Below are 26,301 nucleotides of genomic sequence, written 5' to 3'. Positions count from 1 at the left end.
TGTAGGAGCGAGCTTGCTCGCGAAAAACTCAAGAGCGCCGCTGGCAACCTGATTTAGCGCGTTACCGTTAACGACCATCGCGAGCAAGCTCGCTCCTACAGGGGCTTGCGAGCGATCCTCCAACTAGAACTGTACGAAATATGATCTATTCCGTTCAGCACTATGCCGCCCGTGGTTCCCAGCCTTCCGCGAACAAGTTATCCACACCTCCACCCACAGGTATTGGGGACAAGTGTGTGTTCACGAATAACTTTTTCCACAGAAACCAAAGAAAATCCGTGACTTATCCAAATAGTGTGTTTTAAACAGCGGCTGGTTGTTTTTTAACCAGAAGCCTGTAAGGCACGGTTTGTATGGGCTGAAGAGGATGGCAAACACCTTATCCACAGAAGCGCCAACAGACTTTGGGGGCAACTTCCACGTTACTGTGGAAAAACGCTGGAGGCCGCTTAAAATCAGAGGGTTACGTAGGTAGCCAGGGTCAAATCAGGATAATTGAACGTTTTTTAATCAAGCCACTGAAAGCCCCGTTTTATATGGCCTGTAGCGGACAGCGAACATCTTATCCACAGAAGCACCAACAGAGATTGGGGGCAACTGTTGAGTCGACTGCAAAGTTATCCCCTAAAACGGTGAGAAGAATTTGTAGTTGGAGCCAAAATTGGGGTGTGGATGACACTGCGCGTAGATTTTCGCCATTTTTTGACAAGGGAACGGTCTGTTACCCACACATTACTCACAGGCTGTTGTGGATAAAAACACCCCCTCGTCAAAAATAGTGCTGGTATAGGCAGAGTTTTAGCTTCTTCTACACAACACATTATCGAACGCATTCACACCAAACATGGCCCACGGACTTTTCCCATCCACTTCGAATCGTTTGAAATCTTCGTGGGAAAAAAGGCCATCAAAAAAATTGGCATTGATATTTGATGCCAATATTTCGCTGTAATTTTTTGCGGGTGCATCTGGAAACGCCAGTTTTCGTCGCTGTGATATTTCCGGAGGAAGCCTATCGGCAAATGCTCTGCGCAAAGGCATCTTCTCCACCCCATCGACAACTTTGGCCTTTGCAGCCAAATGCAAGGCCAGGCTGGTGACATGCCTGTCCAGAAAAGGCAGCCTGACCTCAACCGACGAGGCCATCGACAGTCGATCCTCGTGGCAAAGCATCGCCCTAAGATGGTTTTTTATTGAGAAATCTGTAAGGACCTCTAACGGCTCTTTCCCCCGTGCATCAGGCAGATGCTCTTCAATCAGGGTTTTGATCTCACGTTCGGTGAGCATTAAACCCAGCCCCGAGTCGATCGCTTTTTGGAAATAGTAGCCGTGCCACCGATGGTTCAATATGGCCTGGCTCTGGGTAGGAAAATCATAGTGCTGGTTGTAACCACACCAGAATTCGTCTGCTCCCTGCCCGTTCATTGCAACACGCAGTCCCTGCTGCGACACAGATCTGTAGAGCAGGTATTGAGAAATGTAAACTTGATCTAAAAGTGGCTCTTCCAATGAATAAGTAACTTTAGAGAACAAATCAGCGCCTTCATCAGGCGTGACACAGACCGGCTGCAATGTCGTATTGCTGAGGGTGCTCACCAATTTTTCGGCACTGGAGAAATCGGCGCTAACCGTCCCCTCGTGGTACGCCGTGAATGCCTGGATATGGGTGCATTGCTCATCCAACAAAGACGTGATGATGCTGCTGTCCAAGCCGCCCGACAAAATGACGGCAGACGGGTATCTTTCCGGGATCTGATTTTTCACAGCACATGACAATGCGCCGAGCAATGCCTCATCTGAATAGGGAAGCAGAACAGAAGAATCGATCTTCATATGCTCGGAGACTTTCCCCATGGCATCTACAGAAAAAATAACGCCAGGCTCTGCATTATGAATACTTTCAAAATAAGTCTCATCACGGGGCGAATAGAAGCCGAAGATAAAGTCTTGCCAGACCCGTTTTATGTTGGTTCTGAGCTGAACACCAGGGACGTGCTTCAACGCTTTGGATTCCGAGCTAATCACTACAGCCCCGCTATCCGTTTGAGTCCAGACCAGTTGCTTTTCGCCGTAAGGGTCTCGCCCGAAATAAAGTTCGCCTTGTCGACTATCGAAAACAACGAACGCGTAGCAACCGGTTATTTTCTTCAAGTACTCCAGGCCAAAATAATAGATGGCCTTGATCAGCAATTCGCTGTCGGATACCGTTGTTACAGTCGCACCTCTGGAGATTAGATCTTTTCTGACGTCTGAAACGTTGTATATCTCTCCGTTGTATGTCATCTGCAAATGTTCAAACTGAATAGGCTGCCCACTAAACTCAGCCGCATCGGCTATTGCCAACAATGTGTGCCCCAAGGCAACTTTTCTATCGGCCGAAACATAGTAGTCATTAAAATCCGGACCTCTATGATTCAACTCTGCGAGTGCGCGGGTGACAGACTCAACCTGTATGTCACCGGCAGGGGAGTACGCAGCGAATATTCCACACATGAATGCGTTCCTGTTATTGAGCTTTTGGATTTTTCACAATCAATGAATCAGGTTATTGAGTACCCAATACTTGCACTCATAACGTGTCGCGATGAATATTATGATTACGTCTTAATACATTGGACGGGTCATATTTTTGCTTTGTCTGGACCAACCTGCCTCCTTCGATGACGCGCGCAGCCTGGTCGTCATTTTCCCCCTCAAACGTGTAGTTCGAGTAGGAGGAACAGCGTTGACTACTCGTTATGGATTCAACAGCGCCTCTTACCCAGTTCATGTATTCCAGGTCATCACTTGGGGTTAGCCAGCGAGCTGAAAACAAAATTCCGTAATTTTTTTCTGCGATCGGGAGCGCTGAATCCACACGCGTCTCAAGCCGGCGGGAGGGATTGAGATGTTCAATGGTGATGCTGCAATTGGAACCAGGCACTCTTTCGATCCACTTCAACAGGGACGACCAGATTTCCTCTCCGAACGCGTCTGGACAAACAGACTTCCAGTACCCTCTCATGGGTTGCGCGAAACGCTCGTCGGACCACGACTGCCATGACACAAAATCACTCGTTAGAAATAGGTGCTTCTGCGGTAAACCCAAATATTCTTCGAGCCTGATGATTTCCATGTGGTCTTCTGAGCCACTGAGACAAAAGTCGATGGAAAGGCAGCAGCCTCGATCATGGCCCAGGTTCTGGAGCACAGGCGCGACCACCAGATTGGACGGGCAATGCTTGCCCAGATAGACAATCAGGCTGTTCAGTACACCTTCAATGTCCTTACCCAATACCTCTATTGTTCCGCAATAGACACGGGGTAGTTTCGATAATGCATACCTGAATTCGAGCACAATGCCAAAGTTCCCGCCCCCACCTCGTAGCGCCCACAACAGGTCTTCATGGCCTGGATCTTCAGCCCTGACAATTTCACCCGAAGCCAGTAAAACGTCGGCCCCCACCAGGTTCTCACACGTAAACCCATACGTTCCCAGAAGCCAGCCAATCCCGCCGCCCAAGGTCAAACCGGCGATACCGGTATCACTGACTGTTCCGGTAGGGATGACGTACCCCTTCTGACAGAGTGCTTGATCTACATCACCCAAGCGAGCGCCAGGGGAAACGCTCGCAATACGATTTTCCTCATCAATGCCAACATCCCTGTAAATAGAGAAATCGAGCAGTATTCCTCCTTGAGTAGAGCCAAACCCGGCGATATGGTGCCCTCCCCCCCGAATGGCCAGTTCAATATTATTGATCGCCACATAGTGAACAAGCTCTTTCAACGCTGACTGATTCAGTGTTCTTATAATCATTGAGGGATAGAGGTTATGCATTCGATTATAAAGCTGCCTGGCCGCCTCATAATCACTGTGGTCGGGAAATATAATGCTAACTTCCTTATATTTGCCCAGCAGCGCATTTCCGAAATCTCTAAAATCCATGAATATAAGCACCTGCACAAAATGTTTAACTTCAGATTTGCATGAGAATTAATTATCTCCCCGCACGTCTTCAGCATTGAACTGGCACGAAGCTTAATAACCCACTCTCTTCCCTGTAAAGCATTTGAACCTGCACATATTCGATCTAAATATTTCCTGCAACGCCTACAAAAATTCAAATTAGCTGACCATATTTTAAGTGTATCAGCACCTTTCAACATTTAATTCGACGCTTAAATAAAATCATTAAAGTTACACACTGAAATATCAGCACAACTAAAGGGAGTGGACATTTATGAGACTGAGTATCGGGTAACGGAGGTTGTTTTTTGCTCAAAGGCGTACAGGGCCTGGTTTGTAAGGCCTGCAGCGAAGGACAAACATGTTATCCACAGAGGCGCGCACAGGGATTGTGGGTAATCACGCTCAGATCCTGTTGAAACACGACCGGCCCGAATCGACGTCCAGATTCAATTCAAAATCTTTAAACGCCTGCCACCCGAGCAAAATAGAGGGAACGTACTTGCCGAGCAGCATCGACGGAGGGATCGTGAAGTCCGGGAAATATTTGTAGGTACTCAATTGAATATGTCCACCCATGCTCAATTCGCCCCGGAACGTCTGCGATCGAGGCTTGCCGGTGACCTGAATCGCAGTGCTGCCCGGTAATGCGGACGTCAGGTAGTCCACGTTGCCGGTGTCGATAATGGCCACCGTCGCCCGGTGCTCGAGCCGAGCGGGAAGGGTCAGCCGCTGATTGATGTCCAGGCGCGTGTAAGTGATGGGCGAATCGCAGCGCGCAGGCGGTTCGGCGTTAAGCGTCAGCGTCTTTTTCGTGACCTTCAATCGCCCGAGCTTTGCGAGCAGATCCAGCCCCAGCAAGTTGTCCCGGTCACTGACGAATACCAGGACATTCCTGAATTCGCTTGTGCCTATCCTCAAGGACTCGAAGATCCCGAGGCTGGCAGACAGGTCATGCTCACCGTAGAACGTGCTGTATCTGTAGCGGGCGTCGGGCAGCAACTGGATACCCATCAACTTCGCAGTGTCGAGGTTGACCCGCGTCTGCGGCGCCCCCGTGTCCACGATGAACCGAGACGTGACACCATTGGCCGCCTTGACCTCGATGTAGGGCAGCACTTCGTCCGTCACGTAATGATCACTGGGGAACGGGTGGATCGGCAGCACCTCGCGCTGCTTGGCCCGCGTCAACGAAAAATTGCCGACAGCGCGCAGGGCCTCAAGGGATTGGTCACCAAACATGGAAAACAGGGCTTTGAGCTCCGGGTCCTGCTCGATGGCCCGGGCATGTCGGCGTTTGGTAGCGAGGTAGAATTCGGGAAGTAGGTTGGCCGCTTTGGATTCGAACAGACGGGCGAGAACGGAGACTGAGCAACTCAGGTGTTCCTCAGCGTCCATCACCGTGTCGCAGCGCTGTTTCATCTGCGCCGGGGAAGCTTTTTGACCCTGTTCGGATTCCATCCATCTATCAAAATCAGATCCAGCCCGGGCGCTTTCTGCCATCGCGCCCGCGGCGAAACACAAACAGAGTCCAACAAGGATCAATGACCCTTTCAAACTCGCGCCACAGATCAGGCATGTCTCACGCCGACTGACCGCTCTCATGTTCAACCCATTGCTGCCACCCAGGGCAGCTCACAGGACAATGTAGCTTACTAGGGCCATTGCATGAGGTAGGCGTCACCCGTCACCCGAATCATCGGATGCGGCGTGATCTGGCAGGTGTCGACGATCCGGAAGCCATGACGCTCGTAAAACCGGCGGGCCCCGGTGTTCACCGCGTAGTCGATCAGGCTCAAGCCCTTGAGGCCCAACTGACTGACGCGCTCGTGAGCGTGGGCGAGGAACTGCTTGCCCAGGCCCTGGTTACGCCAACCCTCGTGCAAGGCCAGGCTCGAGATATACAACGTATCGGGAATTTCCATGTCGGCATATGGCGCCAGGACCGGGTCGGTCGTGGGCTCCGCCAATGGATCGTGACGCATCACATAGCTGTGCATCATGCCAATAACGTGGCCGTCCGCCTCGGCGATGAGGCAGTTCTGGTAGGAGAAATCCACGTCGTCGCGGGCGTAGCGGGCCGCGCCTACGTCCAGCAGATCCTGGCCGGGTTCGGCGAGTTGGCTCCAGATGTAATCTGAAGCGCCTTCGGATGAAATCTGAAACAAACGGGCGATCTCCCGCGCATCCGCGCGCACCGCGGAACGAAATTCAACTGCCATTAGTTCCTCATGAATTATGGTCATGCGGTGGGAGATCAAAACTGTAGGAGCGAGCCTGCTCGCGATGCACTTGAGGGCGACGCGGGTTTCCAGAAAACACGCGTTATCGTTAACATCCATCGCGAGCAGGCTCGCTCCTACAGTAGATTGTGCTGAAGCTGAATTAGCGAACCACGCCTTCTTCGATCAGCAATTTGAGAATCGCCTCGGCACCCGCTTGCGCGGTCACGCCTTTAAGCACTTGCCCGCCCCCGCCACTGGCCTTGGCCGTTGCGGCTTTCATCCGGTCCGCACCGCTTTTTGCCTTGATCACCTTCAAGCGTTTTGGCCGTGGTTTGGCTGGTTGCAGTGTGGCGACTGCCAACAGTTCATCGTCGATCACTTCGACTTCATCGGCCTGCAACACCCCGCGCCGAGCCGGGCCGTAGGCGCTTTGACGCGGCTTGGGCGCCGCGTTATCCACCGTCGCGAGAAACGGCAGCCGCACCTTCAGACGACGGCGCTGACCACGAGGCAAGGCTTGCAGCACCAACGCCGAACTGCCGTCGATGGATTCGACCTGCGCCAGCCCCACCACCAGCGGCCAGCCCAGGCTTTCCGCCAACAGGAACGGCAGCATGCCCGAGCCTTCACCGGTTTCTGCCTGACTGCCGGTCAGCACGACTTGCGCCCCGGCATCGCGCAGATAGGCAGTCAACGCGGGCAGCGCATCGGCGCCGACCGGTTGTTCCAACACGTGCAACTGTTCCAGGCCCATGCCCAGATAAGCGCGTAGCGCAGGCTCCGCCACATCGCCGGCATGCAGCACTTGCAAGTTATCCCCAGCCAGCTGCAGGCCCAGCTCCACCGCCCGCGCATCCTGCTCCGCGCGACGTGGCCGGCCGGAGGTCGGGTGGGCGCCGATGGACACCAGGCTGATGATTTTCGTGCTCATAACCCTTTCCTTTCCTTAAGCCGCATCGCGCTTGGCGTCGTTGCGGTAAGCCGCTACCGCCTCGATCAAGGCTTGAAGAATCTCGGCACTCTCGCCGATCACCGACAGGTCGGCCCGTTTGATCATGTCGCAGCCCGGGTCGAGGTTGATCGCCACCACCTTGTCGCAGGCACCGATGCCTTGCAGGTGCTGGATCGCCCCGGAAATGCCCACCGCCACGTAGACCCGCGCGGTAACCCACGTACCGGACGCGCCGACCTGACGGTCGCGCGCCATGAAGCCATCGTCCACGGCCACCCGCGAGGCGCCTTCGGTAGCGCCCAACGCTTCGGCGGTCCTGTGGAAAAGTCCCCAGTCCTTGACCCCGTTGCCACCGGAGAAGATGAACTCCGCTTCGGCCATCGGAATCGCCGCCGGATCGACCGCCACCGCGCCCAGATCTTCGATGCGCGACAGGCTGCGCGCCACGGCTGTGGATAACTCCACGGGCAAGGCTTCGTGACGGGTTTCGCTGACCGGTTCGGCGCATTCGGCAGCGGCCAGGATCAACCGTGCAACCGGACGCGCCAAGTCTTGTAGCCCAGCACCGGCGCGGCCGATGCATTCCTGATCCTTGACCTGCCAGACCCGCGTGGCCGGGCGTTCGCCCAGTGCCGCCGCAAAGCGTCGACCGAGTTCGCCACCGCCGCTGCGGCTGTCGGGCAGCAACCAGTGACGCGGGCTGAACTGGTTATCCACAGCCCGCAGGCCCTGGACTCGTTGCTCCGGTGCATAACCGCTGTATTCGTCACCTTCCAGCACCAGCAAGCGATCAACGCCGGCGGTGGCGAAGGTGTTTTCTTTGTGTTCACCGAAGACCACGGCCAACACCGCGCCGTCATTGCCGGCCAATTGGTGAGCGAGGCCGAGCAAGTCGCGGTCATGGCTGCTCAAGCGACCGCCGACCATGTCCGGCACCACGCTGACGTAGAACGCAGGCGCCGGCACTTGATGCAGCGGCAATTGCACTTCAACGGCGGCCGAGCGTTTGGTCGCCCCGCCCTGTTGCGCGCCGCTGCGGTCAATGCGCTTGATGCCGTTGGGGCCGATAAAACCGATGCCATGCAGATTCTTGCGGATGACGCCGTTAGGCCCCATCCAGCTGTGCTGCGCCGGTTGCATGGCCGCGTGCAGCGGGTGCAGGCGGTTGCGGGCAATCCATTCGGCGCGGGGGTCGCGGCGGATAATGTCGCTCATCAGTGGGCCTCCGCAGGTTCACGCTTGACGGGTGTCTTGGCGGGCGCGGCGTCGTCAAGCAACGCATCGGCCACCAGTTCGGCAATGTCCTTGATCAACGGACGCGGTTCGACCACGCCTTCGAGCATCGCGGTGCATTGTGGACAACCCACGGCCACCAGCTCGGCGCCGGTTTCGCGGATGTCTTCCATGCGCATGTCGGGGATCCGTTGCTTGCCCGGGATGTCCGTGATCGGCGCACCGCCGCCACCGCCACAGCACCGTGAACGGAACCCGGAGCGTTGCATCTCTTTCACTTCGATCCCGAGGGCGCGCAGCACTTCACGCGGCGCCTCGTATTCGCCGTTGTAGCGGCCGAGGTAGCACGGATCGTGATACGTCACGCTGCTACCTTTGTGCTGGCCGAGGTTCAGCGCACCAGCATCGATGATTTCTGCCATGTAGGTGCTGTGGTGCTGCACCAGGTAGTTGCCATCGAAGGCGCCGTATTCGTTTTTCAGCACGTGGAAGCTGTGCGGATCGCAGGTGACGATGCGGTTGAAACTGTACTTGGCCAACGTCTGGATGTTGCGCTTGGCCAGCAACTGGAAAGTCGCTTCGTCGCCCAAGCGGCGCGCGACATCACCGCTGTCGCGCTCTTCAAGGCCCAGCACCGCGAAGTCGACCTTGGCCGCTTTCAGCACTTTGACGAAGGCGCGCAAAGTGCGCTGGTTGCGCATGTCGAACGCACCGTCGCCGACCCAGAACAGCACGTCGGTGGATTTCTTTTCGCTGAGCAGGTTGAGGTTCAAGTCCGCCGCCCAGTTCATCCGCCCGCCCGGCGCAAAGCCGCCCGGGTTGTCGGTGGCGATCAGGTTTTCCAGGACTTCGGCGCCCTTGTTCGGGGTCGCGCCTTTTTCCAGGGTCAGGTGACGGCGCATGTCGACGATGGCATCGACGTGCTCGATCATCATCGGACATTCCTCGACGCACGCGCGGCAGGTGGTGCAGGACCACAGGGTTTCAGCGTCCACCAGGCCATTGACGATCGGTTGATGCGGATTGCCGGCGTGCTCGCCGATGGCTTTGCCCGGGTACGGGCTGCCCGCGAATTTGGCATCGGTGCCACCGGCCAGGCCGACCACCATGTCCTGAATCAATTTTTTCGGGTTCAGGGGCTGGCCAGCGGCGAACGCCGGGCACGCGGCTTCGCATTTACCGCACTGCACGCAGGCGTCGAAACCGAGCAGTTGGTTCCAGGTGAAATCCTTGGGTTTTTCCACGCCCAGCGGTGCGTCTGGATCGTTCAGGTCCAGCGGTTTCAAACCCGTGGAACGACCACCGCCAAAACGCTCGGCGCGACGGTGCCAGGCCAGGTGCAGGGCACCGGCGAAGGCGTGCTTCATCGGCCCGCCCCAGGTCATGCCGAAGAACAATTCCGAAACGCCCCACAGCACGCCGATCCCGAGGATCACCGCCAACAGCCACCCACCGAAATTCTCCGGGAGGATGCCCGCCACCGGCAGGGTGACCAGGAAGAATGACGCCGAGAAGGCCAGCAGGCTTTTCGGCAGACGCATCCACGGGCCCTTGGACAAACGGGCCGGTGGGTTGCGCCGACGCAGGTACACAAAAATCGCGCCGACGAACATCACCGCCGTCATCAACAGCAGTGCGTAACCGAGGAAGCGGTTATGCAGGCCAAACCCGTGCACCAGAATCGCCAGCACGACGGACCCCACCGCGCCACCGGCCGTGGCGACGTGGGTGTTGGCGATGTATTTGTCCCGCGCGACGACATGGTGCAAATCGACCATGTAGCGCTTGGGCATGGCGAGCAGGCCGCCGATCAGGTCGACCTTGGAGGCCCGGCCACGTCGCCACATGGATACCCGCCGCAACGCGCCCAGGACAGCCAGGCCCAGGGCAGCGAACAACAGGATTGGAAGAAGGGTGTTCAACATGGTGGAGCTCCCAAAGACCTCGGGGTCATGTGCGCGCCGATGAGAGCGACGCACCTACTTGTGGCGAGGGAGCTTGCTCCCGCTGGAGTGCGAAGCGCTCCCAAAACAGCCTCTGGTGCACATCCTCGACTGCAGGATTTGGGGCTGCTTCGCAGCCCAGCGGGAGCAAGCTCCCTCGCCACAGGAGATGGTGGTAATCCGTTAGAAATCCTTGCACAACCGCAGCGCGTCATAGATCGCCGCGTGAGTGTTGCGCTGCGCCACGCAGTCGCCGATGCGGAACAGCAAGTAGCCGTCGCCCGCCTGGCTCAACGAAGGCTGGGGCTTGATCGCGAACAGGGCTTCGATGTCCATCTGGCCTTTGTTGCGCGAGCCTTCCTTCATGGCGTAATAGATTTCTTCGTCCGGACGCACGCCGTTTTCCACGACGACCTGATCCACCACCCGCTCCTCTTTGGCGCCGGTGTATTCGTTTTCCAGCACCGCCACCAGCTTGTCGCCTTCGCGGTAGACCTTCTCCAGCATCATGTCCCCGGTCATGATCACTTCCTTGGGGTACATGCTGCGGTAGTACGTCGGGAACGAGGTGCCGCCAATCGCCACGCCCGGCTTGATGTCGTCAGTGACGATCTCGACCTGGCTGCCCTTGTCGGCGAGGAAGTCGGCGGCCGACATCCCGGTAAATTCGCAAATGGTGTCGTAGACCAGCACGTTCTTGCCCGGCGCCACCTTGCCGTCGAGGATGTCCCAGCTGCTGACCACCAGGCCTTCAGCCGCACCCCAGTGTTCGTTCTGCTCCAGGAATGGATGGCCGCCCACCGCCAGCACCACCACGTCCGGACGCAGGTCGAGAATGGTTGCCGCGTCGGCTGCCACGCCCAGGCGCAGGTCGACTTTCAGACGTGCCAGCTCCAGCTGGAACCAGCGTGTGATGCCGGCGATCTGGTCCCGTTGCGGCGCTTTCGAGGCGGTCGTGATCTGGCCGCCGATAAATTCTTTTTTCTCGAACAGGGTCACGTCGTGGCCCCGTTCAGCCGAAACGCGAGCCGCTTCCATCCCGGCCGGACCGGCACCGACGATCACCACTTTGCGTTTCACGCCGGTGGTTTTCTCGATGATGTGCGGCACGCCCATGTATTCGCGGGACGTCGCGGCGTTCTGGATGCACAGCACGTCCAGCCCTTGGTACTGACGGTCGATGCAGTAGTTGGCGCCGACGCATTGCTTGATCTGATCGACCTGGCCCATTTTGATCTTGGCGATCAGGTGCGGGTCGGCGATGTGGGCGCGGGTCATGCCGACCATGTCGACGTAGCCGCCTTCCAGAATCCGCGTGGCCTGGTTCGGGTCCTTGATGTTCTGCGCGTGCAGTACCGGGGCCTTCACCACTTCCTTGATACCGGCGGCCAGGTGCAGGAACGGCTCCGGTGGATAACTCATGTTCGGGATGACGTTGGCCAGGGTGTTGTGGGTGTCGCAACCCGAGCCGACCACACCGATGAAGTCGATCATGCCGGTGTCGTCGTAATACTTGGCGATCTGCTTCATGTCCTCGTGGGACAAGCCGTCCGGGTGGAACTCATCACCGCACAGACGGATGCCGACGCAGAAATCCGGGCCGACCTCGGCGCGCACGGCCTTCAAGACTTCCAGGCCGAAACGCATGCGGTTTTCGAAGCTGCCGCCCCATTCGTCGGTGCGCTTGTTGACCCGTGGGCTCCAGAACTGGTCGATCATGTGCTGGTGCACGGCGGACAGCTCGACGCCGTCCAGGCCACCGGCCTTGGCCCGCGCGGCGGCGCTGGCGTAGTTGCCGATCACTCGCCAGATTTCTTCCGGCTCAATGGTTTTGCAGGTTGCGCGGTGCACCGGTTCACGGATGCCCGACGGCGACAGCAGGGTTGGCCAATGCTCGCCGTCCCAACGCGAACGGCGGCCCATGTGGGTAATCTGGATCATGATCTTGGCGCCATGCTTGTGCATGGCATCGGCCAGGTTCTGGAAGTGCGGAATGATCCGGTCGTCGGCCAGGTTGACCGACTTCCACCAGCCCTGCGGGCTGTCGATGGCCACGCTGGAAGAACCGCCGCAAATCGCCAGGCCGATCCCGCCCTTGGCTTTCTCTTCGTAATACTTGACGTACCGGTCGGTGGTCATGCCGCCGTCGGTCGCGTAGACCTCGGCGTGCGCGGTGCTGAGCACACGGTTGCGGACGGTCAGTTTGCCGATCTGGATCGGCTGGAACATTGCTTCGAAAGCCATGGCGGGTTCCTCGACTTACAACGGCTTGACGGTGAACAAACCGTCGTCGTGGCCTTCTTCGGAGCCACCGTAGACTTGCTCGGCAACGGTGCGGATCTTGCTGCCACGGGCTTGCAGGATCTGGTCCATGGCGCCGGCAAACCAACCGGTGAACATGTAGTCGACCTTGCGCCCGACCTTGCCGTACACGTAGACGAACGCCGAGTGTTCGAGCTTGACGCTGGCGGTGCCTTTGTCGAGGTCGATGTCCTGGATCTTGAACAGGCCCCAGCCGCGTTGCGACAGGCGCTTCATGTAGTGCTCGAACACCGCGACGCCTTCCAGGCCGTGGCATTCCGCTTCTTTTTCACACCAGTGCCAGGCGGATTTGTAGCCGGCCTTGTAGAGAATCTCGGCGTAGGCTTCAGCGCCCAGGACCTCTTCGATGCCCATGTGGTTGTTGACGAAGAAATGGCGCGGCACATACAGCATCGGCAGGGCGTCGGAGGTCCAGACACCAGTTTCGCTGTCGACTTCGATTGGCAATTGCGGGGCGATCTTGGCCATGGAAACTTAACTCCAGAAAAATTCGTTGTGTTGTCGTGTCGTAGCCCTGTAGCAGCTGCCGAGCCTGCGAGGCTGCGTTGCGTGTCCGCAGGACCGCCCTCGGGGGGCCGCTTCGCAGCCCAACGCAGCCTCGTGCCTCGGCAGCTGCTACAGGGTTGGTTGTATGGAGGCCGGTTTTATTCGCCCCAGACGTCTTTCAAGACGTTGACCCAGTTCTCGCCCATGATCTTGCGCACCACGCGCTCGGAATGGCCGCGCTTGAGCAAGGTTTCGGTGAGGTTCGGGAACTCGCCGACGGTGCGGATGCCCAGCGGGTTGATGATCTTGCCGAAGCTGGTCAGGCGGCGGGCGTAGCCCTTGTCGTGGGTCAGGTATTCGAAGAAGTCCTGGCCATGGCCCTGGGTAAAGTCGGTGCCGATGCCGATGGAGTCTTCGCCAACGATGTTCAGGGTGTATTCGATGGCTTCGGCGTAGTCGTCGATGGTCGAATCGATGCCCTTGGCCAGGAACGGCGCGAACATGGTCACGCCGACGAACCCGCCGTGGTCGGCAATGAACTTGAGCTCTTCATCGGACTTGTTGCGCGGGTGCTCTTTGAGACCCGACGGCAGGCAGTGGGAGTAGCAGACCGGTTTTTTCGATTCGAGGATGACTTCTTCAGAGGTCTTGGAACCGACGTGGGACAGGTCGCACATCACGCCGACGCGGTTCATCTCGGCAACGATTTCACGACCGAAACCCGACAGGCCGCCATCGCGCTCGTAGCAACCGGTGCCCACCAGGTTCTGGGTGTTGTAGCACATCTGCACGATACCGACGCCCAGCTGCTTGAACACTTCGACATAGCCGATCTGGTCTTCGAACGCGTGGGCATTCTGGAAGCCGAACAGGATGCCGGTCTTGCCCTGCTCCTTGGCTTTGCGGATGTCGGCGGTGGTGCGCACCGGAATCACCAGGTCGCTGTTTTCGCGAATCAGTTTCTGGCTGGCGGCGATGTTGTTGACGGTGGCCTGGAAGCCCTCCCACACCGACACGGTGCAGTTGGCCGCAGTCAGACCGCCCTTGCGCATGTCTTCAAACAGCTCACGGTTCCACTTGGCGATAATCAGCCCGTCGATAACGATGCTGTCTGCGTGCAATTCGGCTGGGCTCATCAGGCTGTCCCCTATTAGCGATTCATGCGCCGAATCGTGTGCCGGCGCTTTGGGGCCAGCATATGCCTAGGCACCTGTGCAGCCGGGTGCAAAAACGACAGGGGGTTTGCCGAAAGCGTCAATCTGCGACAAAGGGTCGTCGCCGGACGTGATCACCCTGCTGTTCAAGGGCCTCGGCTTGGGCCAGAATTCGCCGCATCACTGGAAATGCACTGAATAAAAGGGGCTGCGGCGCAATGAAATCGATCATCCTGGCTTTGGCACTGATAGCGACCGGCGTACAGGCGGCAGAAGAGTCCGACATCAACCCCTGCGATGCAGTCGAAAACGACGTCCAGACCCTGGAATGCTCGGTCTACAGCAGAACCACCGCCGAAGACCTGCTCAAGGACAACTTCAAGGGCCTGACCGAGCGTATGCAAACGGCGTACGGCAAGAACCCGACCCAACTGGCCGACATCACCACCAAGCTCAAGGCTGCCCAGCAGCAGTGGCTCAAGACCCGGGATGCGGATTGCGCAGTCGAAGCGTTCCCGGCGACCAGCGGCAGCAAGGCCTTCACCATTGCGCAAAACGATTGCGTGGCGCGGATGAGTGATGAGCGATCGGAGTTTTTGGAGTCGATTGGGCAGGAGTGAGCCTGATCAGCTGTGGAATGCTGGCGGTTTCGCCAGCTTTCAACTCTCTACAGAAGCCGTTTCCTACACTCATGGCTGACTAGGCCTACAGCGCTTTCAATGCCTCAAAGCAGACCCTGATAGTCGGGCAACATCCCGACATGCTTCGTTAATTGGCCGATGAAGAAATATAAGTAAAGATTCGCAAATCTTATAAAAGACTTATATTCTTCCCATGAATAGCATTCACTGGACTCGAAAGGCCGTTAAGCAGCTTCTGAAATTGCATTCAGTTCACCAGATCCAGGTCCGTGATGCCGTTACGGTGCTGAGTGGCATGCCTGATATAGGCAACGTCAAAGCACTGGTCGGGCACGAATACGCCTATCGACTTCGAGTGGGAAACTATCGAGTCATGTTCGACTGGGATGGCGCAATCAAAGTGGTCAGTATTCAAGAGGTCAAAAAACGCGATGAACGCACCTACTGACGTTCAAATCATCAACGACGCAGAGGGAAATCCTGCGTTCGTGGTCATTCCCTACGCGCAATATGTGGCGCAGAAAATTGAGCCCGATCTGATCCCCCATGAAGTGGTCAGTCGTATCGTCGATGGCGCAACACCGATTCGCGCCTGGCGCGAACATCTGAACCTTACCCAGGATGAAGTGGCCAAACGCTTGGGCATTTCTCAACCGGCTTTTGCCCAGCAAGAGACCGTCGCAAAGCCACGAAAAGCTACTCGCGAGAAAATTGCGGCTGCGTTTGGTATCTCTGCCAATCAGCTAGAGCTGTAAGTTGTACCCAACCCACTGTTGAAGGGATCGAAATGAAAATCTGCGGCATTGAAATCAAAGGCAGCGAAGCGATTATCGCCGTGGCATCCCTTGAAGGCTCGGCGCTAAGCCACGTTGCACTGGGCACCAAGAAAATCGCCCTCGACGATGACGACGAAGCCGCCAACGTCAAAGTCTTCGCCGCTCAGGTCGCTTCGTTCGTACGGGAGAATTCCATCGACCGGATTGCGATCAAGAAGCGCAGCAAGAAAGGCGAGTTCGCCGGTGGACCGACCACGTTCAAGATCGAAGGCATTTTTCAGTTGCTGGAGAGTTGCGACGTGACGCTGCTGTCGCCGCAGACGATTAATGCGCAGGCCAAAAAGCACAATTTTGAACTGCCGGGGACGCTGAACAAGTATCAGCATGAGGCTTACAAGGCGGCATGTTCTGCGCTGCTGAAGAAGTAACCGGCCTCCCTGACAGAACAAATTACTGTGGGAGCCAGCCTGCTGGCGATGGCGGTGCACCAGTCGACATTTATGTGTCTGACAGACCGCTATCGCCAGCAGGCTGGCTCCCACAGAGTTTTCGAGTGTTTATACTTTCGCGGTACGCCGATCTTCTCGCGGGCACCGCTCATATTTCGCCCGATAACTGCGGGTGAAATACGACGGCGATTCAAACCCGCACGCAATGCTCACTTCCAGCACACTCATGTCTGTCTGACGCAGTAACTGCCGCGCCTTCTCCAGCCGTAAGCGCAAGTAGAAATTGCTTGGCGTATCGTTCAAATGCAGCCGAAACAACCGCTCCAGCTGCCGGCGGGTCACCTTGATCGATTCCGCCAATTGCAGCGTGCTCAACGGCGGCTCGCTGTGCTGCTCCATCTCGCCAATCACCTGCACCAGTTTCTTGTTGTTGATGCCATACCGGCTGGCAACTTCCATGCGCTGGTGGTCTTTGCGCGGGCGGATGCGGCCGAGCACAAATTGCTCGCTGACCTGGATCGCCAGTTCAGAGCCGTGGGACTGGGCGATGAGGTCGAGCATCAGGTCGATGGAGGCGGTGCCGCCGGCGGAGGTGATGCGGCGGCGGTCGATCTCGAACAGTTCCTGAGTGACGCTGAGTTGCGGATAGGACTCCTTGAAGGCGTCGATGGCTTCCCAGTGCAGGGTCAGGCGATGACCATCCAGTAAACCGGCCTCGGCGAGGACGAAGCTGCCGGTGTCGATGGCGCCGAGCGTCACGCCTTCGATGTCCAGCCGGCGTAGCCAGTGTTCCAGCGCCGGAGTGGCGAATTTCAGGGGCTCGAACCCGGCGACGACCAGCAAGGTTGCGCCTTTCTTCAGCGGCTCGAGCGCGGCATCAGCGTTGACCGACATGCCGTTGCTGGCCAGTACCGCCCCGCCGTCGGCGCTCAGCACGTGCCAGCGATACAACTCGCCACGAAAACGATTGGCAACTCGCAGCGGCTCGATGGCCGAGATAAAACCGATGGCCGAGAAACCCGGCATCAACATGAAGTAGAAATCCTGGGACATGGAGCGCACTCGGTGACGGGCAGCGTGTGGATGTTGATACGCCAGTTGCGGGCAGCATTCAAGAGGTCAGGTCGCTGCAGTGCAAGAGCTGGTCGCCGTAGTGCGCTTTCAACAGGTCTATGCTGCGTAACTTGGCATCACCGGCGCACGAAGACGACCGGACCCACAATAACGAACTGCCGAGGAACCTGAGATGAAACGACTGATCAGCAGCTGTGTTCTTGCACTCAGCGGTACCGCTTTGTTGAGCGCCAGCGTCATGGCCGCCGAACCCGCGTCATGCCAGAACGTACGCATGGGCGTCGTGAACTGGACCGACGTAATCGCTACCAGCGCCATGACCCAGGTCCTGCTCGATGGCCTCGGCTACAACACCAAACAAACCAGCGCCTCCCAGCAAATCATCTTTGCCGGCATCCGCGATCAGCGCCTGGACCTGTTCACGGGTTACTGGAACCCGCTGATGACCCAGACCATCACCCCGTTCGTTGACGCCAATCAGGTCAAGGTGCTTCAGGCGCCCAGCCTGAAAGACGCCCGCGCCACCCTCGCCGTGCCGACCTACCTCTACGACAAGGGCCTGAAAACCTTCGCCGACATCGCCAAGTTTGAAAAAGAACTGGGCGGCAAGATCTACGGTATCGAACCAGGCTCGGGCGCCAACACCCAGATCAAGGCAATGATCACCAAGAACCAGTTTGGCCTCGGCAAGTTCCAGCTGGTCGAGTCCAGTGAAGCCGGCATGCTCGCCGCCGTGGACCGCGCCGTGCGCCGCAACGAAGCCGTGGTGTTCTTCGGCTGGGCACCGCACCCGATGAACGTCAACGTGAAAATGACTTACCTCACCGGCAGCGAAGACGCTCTCGGCCCGAACGAAGGCATGGCCACGGTCTGGACCGTCACCGCGCCGACCTACGCCGAGCAGTGCCCGAACATCGGCAAACTGCTGAGCAACCTGACGTTCACCGCCGAAGACGAGAGCCGGATGATGCAGCCGCTGCTCGATCACAAGGACGCCTTCGAATCGGCCAAGCAATGGCTGAAAGATCACCCGCAAGACAAGCAACGCTGGCTTGAAGGCGTCACCACCTTCGATGGCAAGCCAGCGGCTGAAAACCTGAAGCTGACCAGCAAATAACCCCTGATTGAACCACCGGATCGCAGCCCGAACGGGCTGCGAACGGCACACCTACGCCTGCAAGGAACCGAAAAAATGAACCACGACGTCATCATCACCTGCGCACTCACCGGTGCTGGCGACACGACCGCCAAGAGCCCGCACGTGCCGGTCACCCCGAAACAAATCGCCGCTGCCGCCGTGGAAGCCGCCAAGGCTGGCGCCACCGTGGTCCATTGCCACGTGCGCAACCCCGAAACCGGTAAGTTCAGCCGTGATGTCGCGCTGTACCGCGAAGTGATGGAGCGCATCCGCGAGGCTGACGTCGACATCATCGTCAATCTCACCGCCGGCATGGGCGGCGACCTGGAAATCGGCGCAGGCGAGAACCCGATGGAGTTCGGCCCGAACACCGACCTGGTCGGCCCGCTGACCCGTCTGGCTCACGTCGAGGCGCTGCTGCCGGAAATCTGCACCCTCGATTGCGGCACCCTGAATTTCGGCGATGGCGACACCATTTACGTCTCCACCCCGGCGCAGCTGCGCGCTGGCGCCAAACGCATTCAAGAGCTGGGCGTGAAAGCCGAGCTGGAAATTTTCGACACCGGTCACCTGTGGTTTGCCAAACAGTTGATCAAGGAAGGACTGCTCGACGATCCGCTGTTCCAGTTGTGCCTGGGCATCCCTTGGGGTGCCCCGGCCGATACCACCACCATGAAAGCCATGGTCGACAACCTGCCGGCAAACGCCGTGTGGGCAGGCTTCGGCATCGGTCGCATGCAGATGCCGATGGCGGCGCAAGCGGTGCTGCTGGGCGGCAACGTGCGGGTCGGTCTGGAAGACAACATCTGGCTGGACAAAGGGGTATTGGCCACCAACGGACAACTGGTCGAACGCGCCGGCGAAATCCTCAGTCGCCTCGGCGCCCGCGTTCTGACCCCGGCAGAAGGCCGGGCAAAAATGGGCCTGACCAAGCGCGGTTAATCCCACACACCTTTCCCCCTGTGGGAGCGAGCCTGCTCGCGATGACGTCGGCACATCCGAAGCATCATCTGCGACAGGACTACCGCCATCGCGAGCAGGCTCGCTCCCACAGTTTTTTCGAGCCACATTCAGGAAGTTGCCATGACCTTCATCACCGAAATCAAAACCTTCGCCGCGCTGGGCAGCGGTGTTATCGGCAGCGGCTGGGTATCCCGCGCCCTCGCCCATGGCCTTGATGTCGTGGCCTGGGACCCGGCGCCGGGCGCTGAAGCCGCGCTGCGCAAACGCGTCGCCAATGCCTGGGGCGCACTGGAGAAACAAGGCTTGGCACCCGGCGCTTCGCAGGATCGGTTGCGCTTTGTCGCGACGATTGAAGAGTGCGTACGTGACGCGGATTTCATTCAGGAAAGCGCCCCTGAGCGCCTCGACCTGAAACTGGAACTGCATAGCAAAATCAGCGCGGCGGCCAAGCCCAATGCGTTGATCGGCTCCAGCACCTCAGGCCTGTTGCCGAGCGAGTTCTACGAGAGTTCGACGCACCCGGAACGCTGCGTGGTCGGGCATCCGTTCAACCCGGTTTACCTGCTGCCGCTGGTGGAAGTGGTGGGCGGCAAGAATACCGCCCCGGAAGCGATTCAAGCGGCAATCAAAGTCTACGAATCCCTGGGCATGCGTCCGCTGCACGTGCGCAAGGAAGTGCCCGGGTTCATCGCTGACCGTTTGCTTGAAGCGTTGTGGCGCGAGGCGCTGCACCTGGTCAACGACGGGGTGGCGACCACCGGCGAGATCGACGATGCGATCCGGTTTGGCGCGGGCCTGCGCTGGTCGTTCATGGGCACGTTCCTGACCTACACCCTGGCGGGCGGCGATGCGGGCATGCGGCACTTCATGGCACAGTTCGGTCCGGCGTTGCAGTTGCCCTGGACTTACTTGCCGGCGCCCGAGCTGACCGACAAACTGATCGATGATGTGGTGGACGGGACCAGCGATCAGTTGGGCAGGCACAGCATTTCGGCGCTGGAGCGCTATCGTGATGATTGCTTGCTGGCGGTGCTGGAAGCGGTGAAGACCACCAAAGAGAAGCATGGGATGGCGTTCAGCGAGTAATCAGACCGCAGGCCCGGCCCCATCGCCAGCAGGCTGGCTCCCACAGGAGAACGCATACCAATGTGGGAGCCAGCCTGCTGGCGATGACGGCATTCCAATCACCCTCTGTTCTGGATCAGCCATCATGCCCGCACTCACCACCTACCAAACCAAAATCATCCCCGACTGGGTCGACTACAACGGCCACCTGCGCGACGCGTTCTACCTGCTGATTTTCAGCTACGCCACCGACGCACTGATGGACCGGCTAGGCATGGACAGCAACAACCGCGAAGCCAGTGGCAACTCGCTGTTCACCCTCGAACTGCACCTCAATTACCTGCACGAAGTGAAGCTCGACGCTGACGTCGAAGTGCGCACGCAGATCATCGGCCACGACAGCAAACGCCTGCACCTCTATCACAGCCTGCACTTGGTCGGCGACGACAAGGAACTGGCAGGCAACGAACAAATGCTGCTCCATGTCGACCTCGCCGGACCCAGCGCCGCACCGTTCAGCGAGCAGACCCTGGGCAAGTTGCAAGCCATCGTCGCCGAACAGACCGACTTGCCCGCCCCCGCCTACATTGGCCGAGTGATCGCATTACCCCCAAAAAAATAACAAGGAGATCGCCATGAACACCGCCGCTGCGTTTGCCGACTTTCGTACTTATCCGTTGATCAGCGCGCTAAGTGGCGTGCAGGCCTTGGCGGACCGGATACAAGTGAAGTGGGCTGACGGTCGCCTCAGCCCCTTCCACCATCAATGGCTACGGGACAACTGTCCGTGCCCGCAATGCGTCTACACCGTGACACGCGAGCAAGTGCTGGAAATCGTCGATGTGGCAGAGGACCTGACGGCGGCCAACGCCAGCGTCGACGTTGAAGGTTGCCTGTGTGTCGAGTGGCAGGACGGCCACTTGAGCCGCTTCGATCCGGGTTGGCTGCGGGCGCACGCCTATGACGACGAGTCCCGCGCCGAACGCCGGGCCGGCAAACCCAAAGCCAGGCTCTGGCGCAGTGACTTGCAGCTGCCGGTGTTCGACTACCCGGCACTTATGAGCGACAACGACGCCCTGCTCCAATGGCTGCTGGCCGTGCGCGATATCGGGTTGACCCAAGTCCGTGGCGTACCCACCGAACCCGGCTCGCTGAAACTGATTGCCCAGCGAATTTCCTTCATCCGCGAGAGCAATTTCGGCGTGCTGTTCAACGTGCAATCCAAGGCCGATGCCGACAGCAATGCCTACACCGCTTTCAACCTGCCCTTGCACAGCGATTTGCCGACCCGCGAGTTGCAACCGGGGCTGCAGTTTCTGCATTGCCTGGTCAATGACGCCGACGGTGGCGAGAGTATTTTTGTCGATGGTTTTGCCATCGCCGAAGCGCTGCGCGAGGAGGATCCCGAGTCGTTCAACAGCCTCTGCGAGATTCCCGTGGAGTTCCGCAACAAGGATCGCCACAGCGACTACCGTTGCCTCGCGCCAGTCATCGCCCTGGATGCATTGGGGCAAGTGTCGGAAATCCGCATGGCGAACTTTTTGCGCGGCCCGTTCGATACCTCCGTGGAACAAATGCCCCGCCTCTATCGCGCTTACCGCCGCTTCATCGCCATGACGCGCGAGGCGCAGTTCCGGGTGATGACGCGGCTCAATCCGGGTGAGTTGTGGTGCTTCGACAACCGCCGCACGCTGCACGCGCGCAATGCCTTCGACCCCACCAGCGGCGCCCGGCATTTCCAGGGGTGCTATGTGGATCGGGATGAGTTGTTGTCGCGGATTCTGGTGCTGCAACGGTAAAACCGCGTCATCGTTCTTCGCGGGCAAGCCTCGCTCCTACAGGTTTTGTATTGCTTTTGTAGGAGCGAGGCTTGCCCGCGAAGGCGTCAGCCCGGGCACCCCATAAACCCGGATTCACAGCCAAAAAAAACCCCGATCAAGCCGTGACAGGATCGGGGCAGAGGTGGGTACTGTTGAGGAGCCGTTGCGCGAGGGTGACCAAACCTTCGTGAAGCCAGCTGAATCCAGTGTGCCCACTCTGCCCGCTGGCAAGTTAGCCGAAAACGACCTGTTCATAGGTATTGCGGCCATTGCGACAAATCGCCCTTGCCGCCGCCCCGCCCCCCTATGAGAATCGAACCACGACACCGTTCCCTGAAGAAGGATTGCGTCATGATGCACGCCGATTTGATTGACCAGGAAGACCTGTTGGGCCAACTGAAGTCGTTGGGATTTCAAGTACCGAGCGGCGCGACAGCCGAGCAGGCTTGCGAGTGTGCGGTAAGGGGTTTGAACAACGAACGGGCGATAGTGCTGCGCACTATGGTCAAGCAGATGTACACCAGCAGTGCGACCATTTTGCCGGCGGTGCGTCAGGCAATTGATAGACAGTTGTTGCCGGCCTTGGCGGAGTATCAGCAGAGCCGTAGCGCCTGACCTGTGGCGAGGGAGCTTGCTCCCGCTGGGCTGCGAAGCAGCCCCAAAACCAGTAAATGCGGTCTTTCAAACAGACCGCATTAGCTGGTTTTTGCGACCGCTTCGCGCTCGAGCGGGAGCAAGCTCCCTCGCCACAATGGTTTAAAGCCTTACGCTGGCAAACGTCGACTCATTACGCGCCTGACTCAGCGCCGACAACGGCCCGGACAACGGCGACAGCACCAGCGCTTGCGGCAGCGGCATCATCGCCACTTGCTGGGTGGTGTTGGACCCCACGCGTTCGTCACGCGGCGGAATGCCGAAGTATTCGCGGTAGCACTTGGAGAAGTGCGGCGTGGACACAAACCCGCACACCGACGCCACTTCGATGATCGACATCGGCGTTTGCTTGAGCAGTTGCCGGGCGCGGATCAGGCGCAGTTTCAGGTAGTAACGCGACGGCGAGCAATGCAGGTACTTCTGGAACAACCTTTCCAGCTGACGACGGGACACGGCGACGTACACCGCGAGTTCGTCGAGGTCGATCGGCTCTTCCAGGTTGGCTTCCATCAGCGCGACGATTTCCTGCAACTTCGGCTGGTTAGTACCGAGCATGTGCTTGAGCGGCACACGCTGGTGATCCTGCTCGTTGCGGATGCGTTCGTAGACGAACATTTCAGAGATCGCGGCCGACAGTTCGCGACCATGATCGCGGCTGATCAGGTGCAGCATCATGTCCAGCGGCGCGGTGCCGCCAGAGCTGGTGAAGCGGTTACGGTCGAGGGTGAACAGGCGCGTGCTCATTGCCACACGAGGGAAGGCTTCCTGCATCGCTGCCAGGCATTCCCAGTGCACGCTGCAATCGAAACCGTCCAGCAGGCCGGCGCAGGCCAGGGCCCAGCTGCCGGTGCAGACGGCACCGAGACGCTTGGATTGACGCGCCTGGCTTTGCAGCCAAGACACGTGCTCACGGGTCACGGTGCGCTGAATGCCGATACCCCCGCAGACAATGATGGTGTCCATGGAGGGTGCTTTGTGCATGGAGGCGTCGGGAGTGATCTGCAGGCCATCACTGGCCCAGACCTGACCGCCGTCGACGGTGAGCGTGGTCCAGCGATACAGTTCGCGACCGGACAATTGGTTGGCCATGCGCAGAGGTTCTACTGCGGAGGCCAGAGAAATCAGCGTGAAATTGTCCAGCAGCAAAAAGCCGATGGATTGAGGCGCACGGTTCTGGGGTTGGGCCCCGGAGTTGAACGTCGTCATCGCGGTATCTCCTCACACAAAGCGGGTGATGGCCTCAGGCGGAGGCTCTTGTTATTGCCATCGTTCTCGCGTGGGAGACGGGCTTTGTAATGACAGAGCAATTGCCATGCCTAAATTTGAATGCGCGTTCAATAACTCCTGAAAACGACGTCGGAATGTGTCTATATATGACGCGCGGCGAGTAGGGGTTATAAGGGCCATCAACGGCGATAAGTGCCTTGCCCCGACGCGGGTGAGCAAATCGGTAGCACTTGTGGGAACAGGGCTGCGGAGACTTCGGAAAGAGTGTCACCGCAGGCACGAGGGACGGACGGTCAAGGCTGGGTTGGATCCCTGACGCGATGCGAGGCGCTTATCTGTGAGCGACGCGCCAAAACGTGGCGCGTTTGAGATTATGTGTTCACTAAGTGCGCAGTTTTGACTGGTCTGTCCCTATCGCCAGCAGGCTGGCTCCCACAGTAGATTTGTATCGGCCACAAAATCTGTGGGAGCCAGCCTGCTGGCGATAGGATCGATGCGGTGTCAGCACTCAACCGCACTAACCGCCAACCCACCCCGCGACGTCTCCTTATATTTGTCATGCATATCCGCCCCGGTATCACGCATGGTGCGAATCACCCGGTCCAGCGAAATAAAGTGCTGACCATCACCCCGCAGAGCCATCTGCGCCGCGTTGATCGCTTTCACCGCCGCAATCGCGTTGCGCTCGATGCACGGCACTTGTACCAGTCCGCCCACCGGGTCGCAGGTCAGGCCGAGGTTGTGCTCCAGGCCGATTTCCGCCGCGTTGCACAGCTGCTCCGGCGTTGCGCCGAGAATCTCGGCCAACCCGGCCGCCGCCATGGCGCAGGCCGAGCCGACCTCCCCCTGGCAACCGACCTCGGCGCCTGAGATCGAGGCGTTCTTTTTGCACAGAATCCCCACCGCCGCCGCGCCGAGGAAGTAATCGACGACATTGGCGTCGGTCACGGCCTCGCTGAACTTCATAAAGTAGTGCAACACCGCCGGGATAATCCCCGCAGCGCCATTGGTCGGCGCCGTGACCATGCGCCCACCGGCCGCGTTTTCTTCGTTGACCGCCAGGGCGAACAGGTTGACCCACTCCATCGCGCTCAGCGTCGAGCCGATCACATTGGGTTTTCCCAGTTCCTGCAGGCTACGGTGCAATTTGGCGGCACGACGGCGCACATTCAAACCGCCGGGCAGGATGCCTTCGTGTTTGAGGCCCTGGTCGACGCAATCCTGCATGGCGCGCCAGAGTTTCATCAGGCCGCTGCGGATTTCCTCTTCGCTGCGCCAGACCCGCTCGTTGGCCATCATCAAATCGGCCACGCGCAGGTTGTGCTGCTTGCACAGGCTCAGCAGTTCGACCGCGCTGGAGAAGTCGTAAGGCAATTCGGTGCGATCCAGGTCGACCACGCCGCTTGAAGCCTGCGCCTCGTCCACGACAAAACCGCCGCCGACGGAATAGTAGGTGTCGCGATGCAACTCGCCGTCATCACCTTCGACAATCAGGGTCATGGCATTGGGGTGGAACGGCAGGTTCTCGTCGATCAGGTGCATGTCCCGCGCCCAGATGAACGGAACCGACAAACGACCGTCGAGCAGCAGCGTGTGGGTTTCGCGCAGGGTTTCAATGCGAATGCCGATTTGCGACGGGTCGATCGCGTCCGGCCACTCGCCCATCAGGCCCATGATCACCGCGTTGTCGCTGCCGTGACCGATGCCCGTGGCCGACAGCGACCCATAAAGCTGGACTTCGACACGCCGCACCTGTTCCAGAAGCCCCTGTTCACGCAGCCCCTGCACGAACAGCGCCGCGGCGCGCATAGGCCCTACGGTGTGCGAACTGGAAGGGCCGATGCCGATTTTGAACAGGTCGAAAACGCTGATAGCCATTACTGCCGAACTCCTGGATGTGCCAATCCCGGACGCAAAAACGCCCAGTGACGGAGCTGCTACGCTCAAGCTGCAATCCGCCGATATGGCTGCATCATCAGGCTTTTATGGTGTCGTTCGACGTCTCACACCGACGCACTCTTGTCCACTAACGCCGTGCGCGTTTTACGCTATGTTTTCGCCGTTTTTTTGCGGCTCAGAGGGGTAAAGGGGGCTGAAAAAATCTGTAAACGACGTCACCGACACTGGATGCGACCATCCCTGTACTGGTTACGACGCACCCTGTAGGCGTCAGATTTTCACTGGTACATGATCGTATCGACTCGATTGCAAGGCGCCGTGGTAAAGCTGT

General features: G+C 58.6%; 23 protein-coding genes. 10 read left to right on the top strand and 13 right to left on the bottom strand.

Annotation, left to right across the window (positions count from 1 at the left end; all coding sequences use genetic code 11):
- Positions 1-798: 798 nt before the first annotated feature.
- The 10 genes from asnB to EJA72_RS21995 all read right to left on the bottom strand — a co-directional run bounded on the left by asnB (position 799) and on the right by EJA72_RS21995 (position 14,246).
- Positions 799-2,493, bottom strand: a complete 1,695-nt coding sequence (asnB, locus tag EJA72_RS22040) for an asparagine synthase (glutamine-hydrolyzing) (protein WP_157713638.1) — start codon at positions 2,491-2,493, stop codon at positions 799-801.
- Positions 2,494-2,569: 76 nt separating this feature from the next.
- Positions 2,570-3,928: an FAD-dependent oxidoreductase gene (locus EJA72_RS22035; protein WP_157713636.1), complete on the bottom strand. Its 1,359-nt coding sequence runs from the start codon at positions 3,926-3,928 to the stop codon at positions 2,570-2,572.
- 426 nt (positions 3,929-4,354) lie between these two features.
- Positions 4,355-5,554, bottom strand: coding sequence for a retropepsin-like aspartic protease (locus EJA72_RS22030; RefSeq protein ID WP_157713634.1), 1,200 nt, complete (start codon positions 5,552-5,554; stop codon positions 4,355-4,357).
- A gap of 50 nt (positions 5,555-5,604) precedes the next feature.
- Positions 5,605-6,171: a GNAT family N-acetyltransferase gene (locus EJA72_RS22025; protein WP_157713632.1), complete on the bottom strand. Its 567-nt coding sequence runs from the start codon at positions 6,169-6,171 to the stop codon at positions 5,605-5,607.
- Between the two features lie 163 nt (positions 6,172-6,334).
- A complete protein-coding gene (locus EJA72_RS22020; RefSeq protein WP_157713630.1) occupies positions 6,335-7,105 on the bottom strand; it encodes an electron transfer flavoprotein subunit beta in 771 nt (256 codons plus the stop codon).
- 15 nt (positions 7,106-7,120) lie between these two features.
- Positions 7,121-8,341, bottom strand: a complete 1,221-nt coding sequence (locus EJA72_RS22015) for an electron transfer flavoprotein subunit alpha/FixB family protein (RefSeq protein WP_157713628.1) — start codon at positions 8,339-8,341, stop codon at positions 7,121-7,123.
- Complete coding sequence (gene dgcB, locus EJA72_RS22010; RefSeq protein ID WP_157713626.1) at positions 8,341-10,284, bottom strand: dimethylglycine demethylation protein DgcB; 1,944 nt, start codon at positions 10,282-10,284, stop codon at positions 8,341-8,343. The genes EJA72_RS22015 and dgcB overlap by 1 nt, the downstream gene beginning before the upstream one ends.
- Positions 10,285-10,485: 201 nt before the next feature.
- The gene (gene dgcA, locus EJA72_RS22005; protein WP_157713624.1) at positions 10,486-12,546 is read right to left on the bottom strand and encodes a dimethylglycine demethylation protein DgcA; all 2,061 of its coding nucleotides are present in this window, start codon (positions 12,544-12,546) and stop codon (positions 10,486-10,488) included.
- A gap of 15 nt (positions 12,547-12,561) precedes the next feature.
- Positions 12,562-13,092: a DUF5943 domain-containing protein gene (locus EJA72_RS22000; protein WP_007947752.1), complete on the bottom strand. Its 531-nt coding sequence runs from the start codon at positions 13,090-13,092 to the stop codon at positions 12,562-12,564.
- Between the two features lie 176 nt (positions 13,093-13,268).
- A complete protein-coding gene (locus EJA72_RS21995; RefSeq protein WP_008019494.1) occupies positions 13,269-14,246 on the bottom strand; it encodes a dipeptidase in 978 nt (325 codons plus the stop codon).
- Positions 14,247-14,482: 236 nt separating this feature from the next.
- Here EJA72_RS21995 and EJA72_RS21990 point away from each other — a divergent pair, with 236 nt between their 5' ends.
- From EJA72_RS21990 to EJA72_RS21975, 4 genes are all read left to right on the top strand, one after another.
- Positions 14,483-14,884, top strand: coding sequence for a lysozyme inhibitor LprI family protein (locus EJA72_RS21990; protein ID WP_157713623.1), 402 nt, complete (start codon positions 14,483-14,485; stop codon positions 14,882-14,884).
- A gap of 214 nt (positions 14,885-15,098) precedes the next feature.
- Positions 15,099-15,353 carry a type II toxin-antitoxin system RelE/ParE family toxin gene (locus tag EJA72_RS21985; RefSeq protein ID WP_157713621.1) on the top strand — a complete coding sequence of 85 codons (255 nt, stop codon included), beginning with the start codon at positions 15,099-15,101 and terminating at the stop codon, positions 15,351-15,353.
- A complete protein-coding gene (locus tag EJA72_RS21980) occupies positions 15,337-15,660 on the top strand; it encodes a helix-turn-helix domain-containing protein (protein WP_157713619.1) in 324 nt (107 codons plus the stop codon). Before EJA72_RS21985 ends, EJA72_RS21980 begins: the two co-directional genes overlap by 17 nt.
- A 32-nt stretch (positions 15,661-15,692) precedes the next feature.
- Positions 15,693-16,109, top strand: coding sequence for a DUF3010 family protein (locus tag EJA72_RS21975; protein WP_157713617.1), 417 nt, complete (start codon positions 15,693-15,695; stop codon positions 16,107-16,109).
- 129 nt (positions 16,110-16,238) lie between these two features.
- Here EJA72_RS21975 and EJA72_RS21970 read toward each other — a convergent pair whose 3' ends face one another.
- A complete protein-coding gene (locus tag EJA72_RS21970; RefSeq protein WP_157713615.1) occupies positions 16,239-17,183 on the bottom strand; it encodes a GlxA family transcriptional regulator in 945 nt (314 codons plus the stop codon).
- Between the two features lie 193 nt (positions 17,184-17,376).
- On the opposite strand from EJA72_RS21970, the gene choX reads away from it, so the two are divergent.
- From choX to EJA72_RS21940, 6 genes are all read left to right on the top strand, one after another.
- On the top strand, positions 17,377-18,321 hold the full coding sequence (choX, locus tag EJA72_RS21965) for a choline ABC transporter substrate-binding protein (protein ID WP_157713613.1): 945 nt from the start codon (positions 17,377-17,379) through the stop codon (positions 18,319-18,321).
- A gap of 75 nt (positions 18,322-18,396) precedes the next feature.
- Positions 18,397-19,284: a 3-keto-5-aminohexanoate cleavage protein gene (locus EJA72_RS21960; RefSeq protein WP_157713611.1), complete on the top strand. Its 888-nt coding sequence runs from the start codon at positions 18,397-18,399 to the stop codon at positions 19,282-19,284.
- 141 nt (positions 19,285-19,425) lie between these two features.
- The gene (locus tag EJA72_RS21955; RefSeq protein WP_157713609.1) at positions 19,426-20,391 is read left to right on the top strand and encodes an L-carnitine dehydrogenase; all 966 of its coding nucleotides are present in this window, start codon (positions 19,426-19,428) and stop codon (positions 20,389-20,391) included.
- A gap of 124 nt (positions 20,392-20,515) precedes the next feature.
- Positions 20,516-20,992, top strand: a complete 477-nt coding sequence (locus EJA72_RS21950) for a thioesterase family protein (RefSeq protein ID WP_157713607.1) — start codon at positions 20,516-20,518, stop codon at positions 20,990-20,992.
- A gap of 13 nt (positions 20,993-21,005) precedes the next feature.
- Positions 21,006-22,169 carry a gamma-butyrobetaine dioxygenase gene (locus tag EJA72_RS21945; protein ID WP_157713605.1) on the top strand — a complete coding sequence of 388 codons (1,164 nt, stop codon included), beginning with the start codon at positions 21,006-21,008 and terminating at the stop codon, positions 22,167-22,169.
- 372 nt (positions 22,170-22,541) lie between these two features.
- Entirely contained in the window at positions 22,542-22,805 is a 264-nt protein-coding gene (locus EJA72_RS21940; RefSeq protein ID WP_157713603.1) for a hypothetical protein, read from the top strand.
- A gap of 141 nt (positions 22,806-22,946) precedes the next feature.
- Here the strand turns inward: EJA72_RS21940 and EJA72_RS21935 are convergent, their stop codons facing one another.
- Both EJA72_RS21935 and EJA72_RS21930 read right to left on the bottom strand, forming a co-directional pair.
- Entirely contained in the window at positions 22,947-24,050 is a 1,104-nt protein-coding gene (locus tag EJA72_RS21935; RefSeq protein ID WP_017341204.1) for a GlxA family transcriptional regulator, read from the bottom strand.
- 522 nt (positions 24,051-24,572) lie between these two features.
- On the bottom strand, positions 24,573-25,949 hold the full coding sequence (locus tag EJA72_RS21930; protein WP_157713600.1) for an L-serine ammonia-lyase: 1,377 nt from the start codon (positions 25,947-25,949) through the stop codon (positions 24,573-24,575).
- Positions 25,950-26,301: the final 352 nt, after the last annotated feature.

It is taken from the genome of Pseudomonas sp. PB120 (assembly GCF_009761815.1).
In the GTDB taxonomy this organism is placed as follows: domain Bacteria; phylum Pseudomonadota; class Gammaproteobacteria; order Pseudomonadales; family Pseudomonadaceae; genus Aquipseudomonas.
The sequence above is the reverse complement of the archived record's forward strand: the minus strand, read 5'-3'. Positions and strand labels throughout refer to the sequence as shown.

Coding starts and splice junctions, on each gene's coding strand:
- asnB (WP_157713638.1), bottom strand. CDS start 2,493: ATGTGTGGAATATTCGCTGCGTACTCCCCTGCCGGTGACATACAGGTT.
- EJA72_RS22035 (WP_157713636.1), bottom strand. CDS start 3,928: ATGGATTTTAGAGATTTCGGAAATGCGCTGCTGGGCAAATATAAGGAA.
- EJA72_RS22030 (WP_157713634.1), bottom strand. CDS start 5,554: ATGAGAGCGGTCAGTCGGCGTGAGACATGCCTGATCTGTGGCGCGAGT.
- EJA72_RS22025 (WP_157713632.1), bottom strand. CDS start 6,171: ATGGCAGTTGAATTTCGTTCCGCGGTGCGCGCGGATGCGCGGGAGATC.
- EJA72_RS22020 (WP_157713630.1), bottom strand. CDS start 7,105: ATGAGCACGAAAATCATCAGCCTGGTGTCCATCGGCGCCCACCCGACC.
- EJA72_RS22015 (WP_157713628.1), bottom strand. CDS start 8,341: ATGAGCGACATTATCCGCCGCGACCCCCGCGCCGAATGGATTGCCCGC.
- dgcB (WP_157713626.1), bottom strand. CDS start 10,284: ATGTTGAACACCCTTCTTCCAATCCTGTTGTTCGCTGCCCTGGGCCTG.
- dgcA (WP_157713624.1), bottom strand. CDS start 12,546: ATGGCTTTCGAAGCAATGTTCCAGCCGATCCAGATCGGCAAACTGACC.
- EJA72_RS22000 (WP_007947752.1), bottom strand. CDS start 13,092: ATGGCCAAGATCGCCCCGCAATTGCCAATCGAAGTCGACAGCGAAACT.
- EJA72_RS21995 (WP_008019494.1), bottom strand. CDS start 14,246: ATGAGCCCAGCCGAATTGCACGCAGACAGCATCGTTATCGACGGGCTG.
- EJA72_RS21990 (WP_157713623.1), top strand. CDS start 14,483: ATGAAATCGATCATCCTGGCTTTGGCACTGATAGCGACCGGCGTACAG.
- EJA72_RS21985 (WP_157713621.1), top strand. CDS start 15,099: ATGAATAGCATTCACTGGACTCGAAAGGCCGTTAAGCAGCTTCTGAAA.
- EJA72_RS21980 (WP_157713619.1), top strand. CDS start 15,337: ATGAACGCACCTACTGACGTTCAAATCATCAACGACGCAGAGGGAAAT.
- EJA72_RS21975 (WP_157713617.1), top strand. CDS start 15,693: ATGAAAATCTGCGGCATTGAAATCAAAGGCAGCGAAGCGATTATCGCC.
- EJA72_RS21970 (WP_157713615.1), bottom strand. CDS start 17,183: ATGTCCCAGGATTTCTACTTCATGTTGATGCCGGGTTTCTCGGCCATC.
- choX (WP_157713613.1), top strand. CDS start 17,377: ATGAAACGACTGATCAGCAGCTGTGTTCTTGCACTCAGCGGTACCGCT.
- EJA72_RS21960 (WP_157713611.1), top strand. CDS start 18,397: ATGAACCACGACGTCATCATCACCTGCGCACTCACCGGTGCTGGCGAC.
- EJA72_RS21955 (WP_157713609.1), top strand. CDS start 19,426: ATGACCTTCATCACCGAAATCAAAACCTTCGCCGCGCTGGGCAGCGGT.
- EJA72_RS21950 (WP_157713607.1), top strand. CDS start 20,516: ATGCCCGCACTCACCACCTACCAAACCAAAATCATCCCCGACTGGGTC.
- EJA72_RS21945 (WP_157713605.1), top strand. CDS start 21,006: ATGAACACCGCCGCTGCGTTTGCCGACTTTCGTACTTATCCGTTGATC.
- EJA72_RS21940 (WP_157713603.1), top strand. CDS start 22,542: ATGATGCACGCCGATTTGATTGACCAGGAAGACCTGTTGGGCCAACTG.
- EJA72_RS21935 (WP_017341204.1), bottom strand. CDS start 24,050: ATGACGACGTTCAACTCCGGGGCCCAACCCCAGAACCGTGCGCCTCAA.
- EJA72_RS21930 (WP_157713600.1), bottom strand. CDS start 25,949: ATGGCTATCAGCGTTTTCGACCTGTTCAAAATCGGCATCGGCCCTTCC.